Source organism: Streptomyces sp. NPDC058637 (genome assembly GCF_042717325.1).
Taxonomy (GTDB): domain Bacteria; phylum Actinomycetota; class Actinomycetes; order Streptomycetales; family Streptomycetaceae; genus Streptomyces.
Window position 1 is genome coordinate 35,690 of sequence record NZ_JBHXRD010000048.1, and the last position, 11,947, is coordinate 47,636.

The 11,947-nt window shown below is 70.5% G+C and carries 10 protein-coding genes and 1 pseudogene; 3 read left to right on the plus strand and 8 right to left on the minus strand.

All coding sequences use genetic code 11. The features are described from left to right. Positions 1-70: 70 nt before the first annotated feature. On the plus strand, positions 71-1,501 hold the full coding sequence (gene pyk / locus ACFWVP_RS32490; RefSeq protein WP_384501576.1) for a pyruvate kinase: 1,431 nt from the start codon (positions 71-73) through the stop codon (positions 1,499-1,501). Positions 1,502-1,589: 88 nt separating this feature from the next. Here pyk and ACFWVP_RS32495 read toward each other — a convergent pair whose 3' ends face one another. The 4 genes from ACFWVP_RS32495 to ACFWVP_RS32510 form a co-directional block, all read right to left on the minus strand. After that, positions 1,590-2,873: a hypothetical protein gene (locus ACFWVP_RS32495; protein WP_384501577.1), complete on the minus strand. Its 1,284-nt coding sequence runs from the start codon at positions 2,871-2,873 to the stop codon at positions 1,590-1,592. After that, the gene (locus ACFWVP_RS32500) at positions 2,863-3,426 is read right to left on the minus strand and encodes a DUF6114 domain-containing protein (protein WP_384501578.1); all 564 of its coding nucleotides are present in this window, start codon (positions 3,424-3,426) and stop codon (positions 2,863-2,865) included. The genes ACFWVP_RS32495 and ACFWVP_RS32500 overlap by 11 nt, the downstream gene beginning before the upstream one ends. Before the next feature lie 94 nt (positions 3,427-3,520). Then, positions 3,521-4,165, minus strand: coding sequence for a DUF6230 family protein (locus ACFWVP_RS32505; protein ID WP_384501579.1), 645 nt, complete (start codon positions 4,163-4,165; stop codon positions 3,521-3,523). A gap of 599 nt (positions 4,166-4,764) precedes the next feature. Continuing rightward, positions 4,765-5,742, minus strand: coding sequence for a tetratricopeptide repeat protein (locus ACFWVP_RS32510; protein ID WP_384501580.1), 978 nt, complete (start codon positions 5,740-5,742; stop codon positions 4,765-4,767). 315 nt (positions 5,743-6,057) lie between these two features. Between ACFWVP_RS32510 and ACFWVP_RS32515 the strand changes: the two genes are divergently transcribed. Then, on the plus strand, positions 6,058-6,723 hold the full coding sequence (locus ACFWVP_RS32515) for a TetR/AcrR family transcriptional regulator (protein ID WP_384501581.1): 666 nt from the start codon (positions 6,058-6,060) through the stop codon (positions 6,721-6,723). On the opposite strand, the gene ACFWVP_RS32520 is transcribed toward ACFWVP_RS32515, so the two are convergent. The 4 genes and pseudogenes from ACFWVP_RS32520 to ACFWVP_RS32535 all read right to left on the minus strand — a co-directional run bounded on the left by ACFWVP_RS32520 (position 6,699) and on the right by ACFWVP_RS32535 (position 10,773). After that, positions 6,699-8,399 carry a methylmalonyl-CoA mutase gene (locus tag ACFWVP_RS32520; protein ID WP_384501582.1) on the minus strand — a complete coding sequence of 567 codons (1,701 nt, stop codon included), beginning with the start codon at positions 8,397-8,399 and terminating at the stop codon, positions 6,699-6,701. The two genes, ACFWVP_RS32515 and ACFWVP_RS32520, sit on opposite strands and share 25 nt — an antisense overlap. 95 nt (positions 8,400-8,494) lie before the next feature. Next, positions 8,495-8,827 carry a DUF3817 domain-containing protein gene (locus ACFWVP_RS32525; RefSeq protein ID WP_384501583.1) on the minus strand — a complete coding sequence of 111 codons (333 nt, stop codon included), beginning with the start codon at positions 8,825-8,827 and terminating at the stop codon, positions 8,495-8,497. 55 nt (positions 8,828-8,882) lie between these two features. Next, complete coding sequence (locus ACFWVP_RS32530; RefSeq protein ID WP_384501584.1) at positions 8,883-9,392, minus strand: MarR family winged helix-turn-helix transcriptional regulator; 510 nt, start codon at positions 9,390-9,392, stop codon at positions 8,883-8,885. Positions 9,393-9,401: 9 nt separating this feature from the next. After that, positions 9,402-10,773: pseudogene (locus tag ACFWVP_RS32535) on the minus strand (MFS transporter). A gap of 68 nt (positions 10,774-10,841) precedes the next feature. Between ACFWVP_RS32535 and ACFWVP_RS32540 the strand changes: the two are divergent. Continuing rightward, positions 10,842-11,828, plus strand: coding sequence for a DUF5937 family protein (locus ACFWVP_RS32540; RefSeq protein ID WP_384501585.1), 987 nt, complete (start codon positions 10,842-10,844; stop codon positions 11,826-11,828). Positions 11,829-11,947: the final 119 nt, after the last annotated feature.

Genomic DNA, 11,947 nt, shown 5'->3' on the forward strand with positions numbered 1-11,947 from the left:
GCCCGCGCCCCTTTGTATCTTCCACCAGACGGAATATTCCGCAACGAAACAAACCGATAGGATCCGCCTCATGCGCCGTTCCAAAATCGTCTGCACCCTCGGTCCCGCCGTCGACTCCCATGAGCAGCTCGTCGCTCTGATCGAGGCCGGCATGAGCGTGGCCCGTTTCAACTTCAGTCACGGCTCCCACGAGGAGCACCAAGGCCGTTACGACCGGGTCCGCAAGGCCGCAGCCGAGACCGGCCGCGCGGTCGGTGTGCTCGCCGACCTCCAGGGCCCGAAGATCCGCCTGGCCAAGTTCGCCGAGGGTCCCGTCGAGCTGGTCCGCGGGGACGAGTTCGTCATCACCTCCGAGGACGTCCCGGGCGACAAGTCGATCTGCGGTACGACCTACAAGGGGCTCCCCAGGGACGTCACCAAGGGCGACCCGATCCTGATCAACGACGGCAACGTCGAGCTCAAGGTCATCTCGGTCGACGGCCCGCGCGTCACCACCATCGTCATCGAGGGCGGTGTCATCTCCGACCACAAGGGCATCAACCTGCCCGGTGCGGCGGTGAACGTTCCCGCGCTGTCCGCCAAGGACGTCGAGGACCTGCGGTTCGCCCTGCGGATGGGCTGCGACCTGGTCGCGCTGTCCTTCGTGCGGGACGCCGAGGACGTCAAGGACGTGCACAAGGTGATGGACGAGGAGGGCCGCCGGGTCCCCGTCATCGCCAAGGTCGAGAAGCCCCAGGCCGTCGAGCACATGGAGGGCGTCGTCGCCGCCTTCGACGGCGTGATGGTGGCCCGCGGTGACCTGGCCGTCGAGTATCCGCTCGAGAAGGTCCCGATGGTGCAGAAGCGCCTCATCGAGCTGTGCCGCCGCAACGCCAAGCCGGTGATCGTGGCGACCCAGATGATGGAGTCGATGATCACCAACTCGCGGCCGACCCGCGCCGAGGCGTCCGACGTCGCGAACGCGATCCTGGACGGCGCGGACGCGGTCATGCTGTCCGCGGAGTCCTCGGTGGGCGCGTACCCGATCGAGACGGTCAAGACGATGGCGAAGATCGTCGTCGCCGCCGAGGAGGAGCTCCTCTCCAAGGGCCTCCAGCCCCTGGTCCCGGGCAAGAAGCCCCGTACGCAGGGCGGTTCGGTCGCCCGCGCCGCCGCCGAGATCGCGGACTTCCTCGACGGCAAGGCGCTGGTCGCGTTCACCTCGTCCGGTGACACCGCCCGCCGCCTCTCCCGCTACCGTGCCGCCCAGCCGATCCTGGCCTTCACGACGGACGAGTCCACCCGCAACCAGCTCGCGCTGAGCTGGGGCGTCGAGTCCCACGTGGTCCCGCACGTGAACAACACGGACGCCATGGTCGACCTGGTCGACGAGGAGCTTCTGAAGCTGAACCGCTACACCACCGGCGACATCATGGTGATGACCGCCGGCTCGCCCCCCGGTGTCGCCGGCACCACGAACATGGTCCGGGTCCACCACCTGGGCGGGGAGAAGCGCGACTGACGCGCCGTGCCCGTGACTGTGGCCCGCGCCCCTGGACAACAGGGGTGCGGGCCACAGTTCTTGTGCGGCTCCCGAACGGGTCTCCGGGTCAGCTGTTGCCGCCGGTGAAGTAGTTCTGCAGGCCGGGGACCTTGAGCGAGCCGCCGAACTGGCCGGCCTGGGTCACCTTCACGTCGGTGAAGAAGGCGAACGGAACGTTCAGCGGCGGCGGGGTCCCAGGGCTGAAGGTGATCGGGATGAGGCCGAAGAGGTTGCCCTTCAGCTCCTCCGTGTACATCGTCACCGTGCCGTTGCGGATGGTCGACGTGGAACCCGACGCCGCCTTGACGTGGCCGGTGGTGCCGGCCGTCGGACCCGTCGTCAGCTGGTGCAGGTCCTTGATGTCGACGGTGCTCGCGGTGAACTTCAGCACCTTCTTGACCGTGCCGTTGTACGTCTTCACCTCGACGATGCCCGCGTAGTCCAGCCCGGTGAGGGTGAGCAGCGACGACTCCAGGATCCACGGGTCGTCCGGGAGCAGCGGCAGGCCCTGCTCCAGGTCGGCCGCGGCGAGCGCCTCGGGGTCGGCGGTCGGGCACGGGAAGCGCTCCTTGGCGCCGTCCGGCACGTCCTCGTCCTTGACGGGGTCGAGGCCCTTGAGGTCCTCGTCGAGCTCCTCGACGTCCTGGCCGGCCTCGTCGGCCGCCTCCCGGATGGCGTCGGCGGTGCCGTCGGCCTCGTCCTTCGCCTCCTCGGTGGCTTCCTCGACCGGATCGGTGGTCGCGCTCCTCGTCGGCTCCGGCTCCGGGGCCGGTGTGGTGGCGCTCGGGGACGGGCTCGCCGTCTCCTTGTCGCCGTCGAGGAGGTCCTTGATGGCGTCACCGACACCCAGCGGGTCGAGCGGGTTCACCGGCTTGGTGGGCGTGGGCGTCGCGCCGGGCGCCGTCGGGGCCTTGTTCTCGGACGGTGCGGTCTCCGCGGGAGCACTCGCGCTCGCGGAGGGCTCCGGGGCCTCGGTCTCGCCCGTGTCCGGCTTCTCGCCCGTGTCCGGCTTCTCGTCCGTGTCCGTGCCGCCCTCGGCCTCACCGGTGGACGTGGCGCTCGGGGTCGGCGTCGCCTTCGGTTCCTCGGATTCGCCCGGTTCGTCGGAGCGCGTCACACAGGGGCCGGGGGCGAACGGGATGTCGTTGTCGTCGGCCAGCGCGAGCCTGGGGGTGAGTCCCATGCCGACGAAGACGGCCGTGGGCATCGCGGCGAGCGCGAACGCCTTCTTGCCCGAAGGCATGTTCAGCTTCGTCAGCAGCGACTTCCTGGGCGCCGCGTGCCGGGGTCCTGTGCGCTCGCGGAGACCCTCCGGACCGGCGTCGCCCGTCCGCGTCTCGTCACCCCGCACGATGTCCCCCGCTTTCGACCTCGGCCGACTTCTCGTACGGCGACGGCTGCTGCGGGGCCGCGGTGGGGTCGTAGTACTGCGGTGCGGTCCTCTCCGCCTCCGGTGCGTCCTCGAAGGCCCGCGCCTTCGGCTCGGGAGCCGTGGTGCCGGCCTCCGGATCGGCGGGGGCCCAGGAGACGGAGAGAGCTCCGCCGAGAAGGGAGAAGACGAAACCGATCAGGAATCCGCCGATGTTGGCGACAGGTATCGAGATCAGTGCCAGCAGGATCGCCGCGACACCGGCGAAGACCCTCACGATGTGGTGGAACCACATGGTCAGGCCCAGCGTGATGAGCAGGATCCCGATGATCAGCGAACCCGCGCCGGCGGTCGTGGACATCGCGATCGTCATGTTGCCGAGGTGCATGTTCGCGTACGGGAAGTACGCGATGGGTACACCACCCAGGATGGTGAACAGGCCCGCCCAGAACGGCCGGTTACCCCGCCAGGTGCGGAATCCCCGCCGGAAGACGGTGAGGTAGTGCTCGTTCTGCCCTGTGGACTCGGGGCTCATGGAAAACAGCTCCCTGGAACCGGTACTGCCGTGAGAAGAGAAAGGGTGGGCGGCCGGAGGCCCTCAGGGAGCGTTCCGGCCACCCGGGCGAGTGCTAGAAGCACTCCTTGACGCCCTTGTGCAGCTTCAGGCTCAGGTTGCTGAGCTTGAAGGTGCCGGCGGTGGTTGCCCACGCCGTCTGCTCCACGTCGGTGAGCGTGGCCCTCTTGGCACGCTGGGCGAAGCCGCCCGCCTTGACGGCCTTCTCCGTACCCGGCTGGATGCCAGGTGCACCGACGGAACCGGCTCCGACGCCGATGTCGATCTGCTCGAAGTACGCGTCCGCGTCGAGCTGAGCGATGTCGAGGTAGAGGTTGGTCGCCTCGACCGGCTTCTTCGGGTCGGTGCCGGCCGTCAGGTTGAGGCTGACGCTGCCGAGACCGAAGGGCAGGTTCGGCGTCACGACCGACTGGCACATGTTGGTGATCGTGGCCTTGCTGAAGCCCGACACCGCCACCGGGTGCGCCTGGGCCTTCTCGCCCTCGATGTCCGTTCCGACAGCGACGCTGCCGTACTGGACGAAGTCCTCACCGACGAGCTTGTCGGTGCTGACCTTGAAGCTCTGTCCGGAGACGCTGAACGACGCTGCCAGCGCACCCTGCGCGAGGCCGACGCCGACCGCGGCGGTCGCGACGACGCTCGGCACCATGACCAGAGCGAAACGCTTCCATCTGGTACCACCGCGAACCTGGGAACTCATAAATTTCCTCCTTCTCGGACGTACATCTCCGGTACGGGCATCGTGCCCGTCCTGGGATGGGAGAAGTGCTACGTCCTCGGGAAGGAGAGCGCCCGGACCGGAGGCGCGTACCGCATCCGAATCACCGGCGATCACCCCCGAGCGACAACCACTGGCCGCGCGTCTGCGCGACCGGTTCGGACAGGCCCTGCCGAGGGCAGGAACCCCCCTGTCCGCGATCGGCGCCACTGCCGCCGACCACCCGGTGGGGACCCAACAGGCCGCCGGTGCCGACTGGCTGTCGGGATGGCGGGCATTGGAGCGGGCGTGGCCGATCGTGGTGCATTCCGGGGCGCGGCACAAGGGGTGTCGTTACTCGCTAGTAACGACCCGATAACCGGGGCACGACAGGGGGATACCGCCCGGCCACACAGGGTGGCACCGGAGGGACGCTCGAATGCGGAGATTGACGCCCGAAATCGGACAGATTCCTGGGGATGATTTACTGCCAGTAACAGCACGTACTTCTGTCAAGATTTGGTAAAGCGAAGGCGTACGTTGTCGTTCGCCCGCGAAAACGGCCGGGGCGCCCCGGGGGGCACCACGGCCGTGTTGTCACTTCAGAACAAGACCCGCGCGAGGGCCGTCCGGGCGGCGGTGACCCGGGGGTCCTCGGGGCCGATCACCTCGAAGAGCTCCAGCAGCCGCAGCCGCACCGCGTCCCGCTCGTCACCGAAATTGCGGCGGACCGTCTCGACGAGCCGGCCGAAGGCGTCCTCCACGTGACCGCCCACGAGATCCAGGTCCGCGGCGGCCATCTGCGCCGCCGGATCGGCCGGACTCTCCGCGGCGTCCTTGCGGACCTGCTGCGGGTCCAGGGCCGCGACCCTGCCCAGCAGTTCGGCCTGGGCCAGGCCCAGCTTGGCCTCGGTGTTGACCGGATCGTCGGCGAGGACGCTCTTGTACGCCCGCACGGCACCGTCGAAGTCGTTGGCGTCCAGGGCCGTCACGGCCGTCTCCAGAAGCGCGTCGTACGGCCCCGCGGGCACCTCGGCCGGGGCCGCGTCCTCGGCTCCCCCGGCGGCGTCCTGGTCGACCACGATCCCGGTGAGACCGAAGCGCTCCTCGCCGACCTGGATCAGCTGGTCCAGCGTCTGACGGATCTGGCTCTCGGGGGCGGCCCCCTGGAAGAGCGGCAGGGCCTGCCCGGCCACCACGGCGAAGACCGCGGGGATGCCCTGGATCCCGAACTGCTGCATCAGCATCTGGTTGGCGTCGACATCGACCTTGGCCAGCACGAAGCGGCCGTTGTACTCGGCGGCGAGACGCTCCAGGAGCGGGCCGAGCTGTTTGCACGGCTCACACCACTCGGCCCAGAAGTCGATGACTACGGGGACTTCGGTGGAGCGCTGGAGGACGTCGTGCTCGAAGCCGGCCTCGTCGACGTCGATCACCAGGGAGGAGGGGGCGACGGCACCGCCGCCACCCTGCCGGGCGGACTCCGCGCGTGCCTGCTCCGCCTTCGTCTTGGCCTCGCCGGCCGCCTTGACAGCGGCGAGGTCGACGACGCCGCTCATGGACATGTTCCTAGGCTGCATACGTACATCCTCCCCCCTGGGCCCACTGTTCCGGAAAGCGATCCGCGAACCGCCTCCGTCCACAGCCACGCCGGTGTGCGGGGCGGACGGACGGACACGGTCACAGGGCCCTGAAAAACCCCGTACTCGACACCGGGTCCCCACCCGGCACATGGCTGTCGATCGGTCGCAGCGAGGCGACGGGCGAACCGTCCTCCTTACGCTACGACCCGTAGCGTAACTGGCCGGACCCCCTCCAGGGCAAGAGCGTCCGGTGATCTGTCTCACGGGCCCCGGGGCCGGTCAGCGGTACTTACCGGCCGGTATGGTCGCCGCATGCCGAGCCGCCCCCCTGCCGAACCCACCCGATCCGGACGTCCCCGCAGCGCCGCGGCCGACGCCGCGATCCTGGAGGCGACCCGCGCGTCGCTGGTCGACCTCGGCTGGTCGAAGCTGACGATGGGTGACGTGGCGACACGGGCGGGGGTCGCCAAGACGACTCTCTACCGCCGCTGGGCCGGCAAGAACGAGCTGGTCGTGGACGCGGTCGCGGTCCTCTTCGACGAGCTGGAGCTGCCCGACCTCGGCAGCCTCGCGGCCGATGTGGAGGCCGTGGTGCTGCAGTTCGCGGCGCTGCTGGAGCGGCCGGAGACCAAGACCTCACTGATGGCGGTGGTCGCGGAGTCGACGCGTGACGAGGCGCTGCGGGGCCGGATCAGGGATTCGATCGTGACCCGGCAGAAGCGGCTGGTCCTGCGGGGGCGCGAGCGCGCGCAGGACCGCGGCGAGCTGCCCTCCGAGCCGGATCCCGCGATGGCCGCCCGGACCGCCGATCTGGTCTTCGACGTGATCGCCGGCGCGGTGGTGCACCGGGCACTGGTGAGCGCCGAACCCGTCGACACCGACTGGGCCCGGCGCTTCACCCTCCTGCTGCTCTCGGGGCTGGGAGCCGCGGCCCGGCCGGCGGGGGCGGCGGGTCAGAAGCCGGGCGGCTCCGTGTAGATGCCCCACTCGTCGCGCAGGACGCCGCAGATCTCACCGAGGGTCGCCTCGGCCCGTACGGCCTCCAGCATCGGCCCGATCATGTTCGAGCCGTCGCGCGCGGAGGCCAGCATCGCGTCGAGTGCGGCGCTCACCCGGGCGCCGTCGCGGCCCTCCTTGCGTCCGGCGAGATCGCGCACCTGGTCGCGCTCGACCTCGTGGCTGACGCGGAGGATCTCCAGGTCGCCGGTGACGGAGCCGTGGTGGACGTTGACGCCGACGACCCGCTTGTCGCCCTTCTCCAGCGACTGCTGGTACTGGAAGGCCGATTCGGCGATCTCACCGGTGAACCAGCCGTCCTCGATGCCGCGCAGGATGCCGGAGGTCATCGGGCCGATCGGGTGCTTGCCGTCCGGGTGGGCCCGGGTGCCGCGCTCCTTGATCTGGTCGAAGATCTTCTCGGCCTCGGCCTCGATACGGTCGGTGAGCTGCTCGACGTACCAGGAACCGCCCAGCGGGTCGGCGACGTTGGCGACGCCGGTCTCCTCCATGAGCACCTGCTGGGTGCGCAGCGCGATCTCGGCCGCCTGCGCGGAGGGGAGGGCGAGCGTCTCGTCCAGGGCGTTGGTGTGCAGCGAGTTGGTGCCGCCGAGGACGGCGGAGAGCGCCTCGACCGCGGTGCGGACGACGTTGTTGTACGGCTGCTGGGCGGTCAGCGAGACACCGGCGGTCTGGGTGTGGAAGCGGAGCCACTGCGCCTTGTCGGTCCGTGCGCCGTACGTCTCCTTCATCCAGCGGGCCCAGATGCGGCGGGCGGCGCGGAACTTGGCGATCTCCTCGAAGAAGTCGAGGTGCGCGTCGAAGAAGAAGGAGAGCCCCGGGGCGAAGGTGTCGACCTCCAGGCCGCGGGAGAGGCCGAGCTCCACGTAGCCGAAGCCGTCGGCCAGGGTGTACGCCAGCTCCTGCGCGGCCGTCGCCCCGGCCTCGCGGATGTGGTAGCCGGAGACCGAGAGCGGCTTGTAGGCGGGGATGTCCCGCGCGCAGTGCTCCATCAGGTCGCCGATGAGGCGCAGGTGCGGCTCGGGCTGGAAGAGCCACTCCTTCTGCGCGATGTACTCCTTGAAGATGTCGGTCTGCAGCGTGCCGTTGAGCACGCCCGGGTCGACGCCCTGGCGCTCGGCGGCGACCAGGTACATGCAGAAGACGGGGACGGCGGGCCCGCTGATGGTCATCGAGGTGGTGACGTCGCCGAGCGGGATGTCCTTGAAGAGCGTCTCCATGTCGGCGGCGGAGTCGATGGCGACCCCGCAGTGCCCGACCTCGCCGAGGGCGCGGGGGTCGTCGGAGTCGCGGCCCATCAGGGTCGGCATGTCGAAGGCGACACTGAGCCCGCCGCCGCCCGCGGCCAGGATCATCTTGTAGCGCTCGTTGGTCTGCTCGGCGTTGCCGAAGCCGGCGAACTGGCGGATGGTCCAGGTCCGGCCGCGGTAGCCGGTCGGGTGGAGCCCGCGGGTGAAGGGGTACTCGCCGGGCCAGCCGATCCGCTCGAAGCCCTCGTAGGTGTCACCGGGGCGGGGCCCGTACGCGGGCTCCACCGGGTCCCCGGAGAGCGTGGTGAAGTCCGCGTCGCGCTTGCGGGCCTTGTCGTAACGGGCCTGCCAGCGGCGGCGGCCTTCCTCGATCGCGTGAGCGTCCATGGGACGAATTTACTAGGACGTCCTAGTAAATGTCGATGGCAAACCGCCCGGCGCTTTCACGCGGGGCGGTTCGGTCCGGCCGGTACGCCGGGCGGTCAGGCCTTGACGGGCTGCGCGGCACCGTCCGTGATCAGCGGCTCGACCTCGCGGACGACCTTGCGCTCCACGAAGAAGGCGGCCGTCGGGATGGTTCCGGAGACCAGCACCCACAGCAGCTTGCCGACCGGCCACTTCGCCTTGGAGCCCAGGTCGAAGGCGAAGACCAGGTAGATGATGAACAGGACGCCGTGGAGCTGCGAGACCGCGAAGGTCAGGCTCTCGCCGGTGTCGAAGCCGTACTTGAAGACCATGCACACGCACAGGATCATCAACATGACGGCGGTGACGTAGGCCATCACCCGATAGCGGGTCAGCACGCTGCGTTTCATGACATCGAGCGTAGCCGGAGGCTCAGGGCGATCTTTCGGCGCCCTGCCCACCGCGCTACTCGCCCTCGAAGTCCTGGGCGGCCACCCGCAGCGGGCGCAGCATCGCGAAGATCTCGGCGCACTCCTCGGCGTCGTAGACCCCGAGCCCGAAGTCCATCGCCATCAGGTCCCGGGTGGCCGCCTCGACGACCTCACGGCCCTTGGGGGTGATGGAGGCGAGGGTCCCGCGCCCGTCGTTGGGGTTGGGCCGCTTGGCGACCAGCCCGGACCGCACCAGCCGGTCGACGGTGTTGGTGACGGAGGTGGGGTGCACCATGAGGCGCTCGCCGATCTTGGACATCGGCAGCTCACCGGCCTGCGAGAAGGTGAGCAGGACCAGTGCCTCGTAGCGGGCGAAGGTCAGCCCGTACGGTTTGACCACCGCGTCCACCTCGGCGAGCAGGATCTGCTGCGCCCGCATGATCGAGGTGATCGCGCCCATGGAGGGCACCGGTCCCCAGCGCCGGTGCCAGAGTTCCTCGGCGCGGGCGATGGGATCGAAGGGAAGGCTGAGCGGCTTCGGCACGGGACGACCTTACCCACTGGTCACATACTGGTCAGCCGTGTCTCGCACTTCGGTACCGGACGTCTGTTCTACGGACCTCGACGACGAGCAGGAGCGTGCACACGGTGCCCACGGCGCCGGAGGCGGCGACCACCTGGTGCACCGGGAAGAACTCCGCGGCCAGTCCGGCGAGGGCCATGCCGATGCCCTGGACCGTCATCAGACCCGCGGTGAGCAGCGTCATGGCCCGGCCCCGCAGATGCTCGGGCACCGCGTCGACGAACCACTGGTCGAGCCCGATGATGTACGCGGCCCCCGCCCCGGCCAGGACGAGTGCGGCCACGGTCAGGGCCAGGCCCGGCCGGAACGCGTACAGCACCAGGGGCAGCAGCCCGAGCGCGGCGACCGGCAGCACGATCCGCGAGCGGGTACGGGGGCGCAGGACGGAACCCGCGTACAGCTCGGCGCCGATGTGGCCGACGGCCATCGCGCACATCAGCAGGCCCAGCGCCGCCGGGCCGACGCCGATGGCGTCCGCGTAAGGAGCGGCGAGGGCCTCCGGGGCGACCACGAAGAGGGCGGGCACCCAGAAGAGCAGCATCAGGGCCCGGATCCGGCGGTCGGCGAGGACCGTGCGGGCCCCGGCGAGCGAATCCTTGAGCAGCGCGCCGCCGCCGTCCCCGGACATGCGGGCGGGCCGGGCGCGGGTGCCCAGGCGCAGCAGCGCGGCCGAGCAGAGGAACGTGACGACGGTGACGGTGATCGCCCCGCGCGGGGACAGCACGGCGAGCAGCACACCGCCGGCACCGAAGCCGGCGAGCAGGGCGCTCTGCGAGACGAGCCGCAGCAGCGAACGCCCCAGGACGTAGAGGTCGCCCTCGCCGAGGATGTCGGTGAGGGCCGCCATCCGGGTCCCGGTGAAGACGGGCGCCACGGCGGCCACGAGGCAGCGCAGGGCGAGGAGTCCGCCGACGGGGGTGCCGGGCAGCACCATCACGGCGACGCAGCCGGCGCAGATCAGGTCGCAGGTGACGAGGACCCGGCGGGCCGGGTAGCGGTCGGCGACCCCGGCGAACAGGGTTCCGCCGACGATGTACGGGAGGAAGCCGAGCGCGAAGGCGAGGGCGGAGAGCAGGGGCGAGCCGGTGAGGTCGTAGACGAGCACGGTGAGGGCGAGCTCGCTGACGACGACCCCGAGGAGGGAGAGCAGATGGGCGGCGAACACGGCCCGGAACTCCCGCACGGCGAACACGGCGCGGTAACCCCCGGTGTCGGGGCCTGCCTCCGGGGCGGGGCCCGGGTCGGGTGAGGCGGCGCGCTCCGGAGGCAGGGCCGGGGACAGCGCCTTCACGACGGGCTCTTCGCGGGGTGTACCCGCCGGGGTGGTGGTGTCACTCGGCATGGACGCAGCCTGGAGGAACGATCCGGCCCTCCGTAGACTTTCGGCTCACACCGAAACTTGAGTGGGCCATGCCGTTCCATCTGTACTTCGACGAGAGCGATCTGCTCCGCTGCCGCTTCGCGCTCTCACCGCTCTGGGAGACGCAGGAGGCCGTGCGCACGCTGCGCCGCCCCGCCCGGCACGGCTACCACCTGCCGTGGCTCCGGCGGATCGAGGAGGGTGCCGCGGGGCTGGACCTCACGCCGCTGTGGCTGCTGATGCCGGAGCACGGCCACAACCCGGACTTCATCTGCCCGCCGCCGCTCGGACCGCTCGCCACCTTCGCCGAGGAGGTGGCCGCGGTACGCGCGACGGATCCGCGCACCGCCCGCGACGACATGGCACTGGCGCTCGCCGACACCCCGCACGGCCCGCACTCCCCGGCCGCGCGACGGATGCTGGCCGATCCGGCCCGAACGGTCCAGGAGCTCGCGGACCTGCTGGAGCGCGCGTGGCAGGTGATGATCGAGCCGCACTGGCCCCGGCTGCGCGCCCTGCTGGAGGCGGACATCGCCTTCCACTCGCGGCGCCTCGCCGAGGTCGGGTTCGAGCGGCTGCTCGGCGAGGTCAGCCCGCAGCTGCGCTGGACGGACTCGACCCTGACGGTGGTCGGCACCCGGGGGAACCACAGCCGGGTCCTGGGCGGCCAGGGGCTCGTCCTGATGCCCAGTGTCTTCGTGTGGCCGGATGTGGTCGGCGGCTACGAGCCGCCCTGGCTGCCCGCCGTGGTCTACCCCGCGCGTGGCATCGGCGGGCTGTGGACGGAGGCCTCCGAACGCACCCCGGACACGCTCGCCCGGCTGCTCGGCAGGGCCCGCGCCGACGTGCTGTGCGCCCTCGGCGAACCGGCGGGGACGAGCGCGCTGGCCCACCGCCTCGCGCTCGCCCCGTCCTCCGTGTCCGCGCATCTGTCGGTGCTGCGCGCCGCGGGCCTGCTCACCTCGCGGCGCTACGGCCATCAGGTGCTGTACGAGCGCACACCGCTCGGCATCGCCCTCTCGGCGCAGGACCCGTGAGCGGCCTCGACCGGCCTCGACCCACTCCGCCACGGACGGCGTCCCCGCCGTCTCCATGAGGAGAGGAAGCGTGTGCCGGCCTCCCCCGTACGTACCGGGCCCCCGGAGCCGATCGGCTC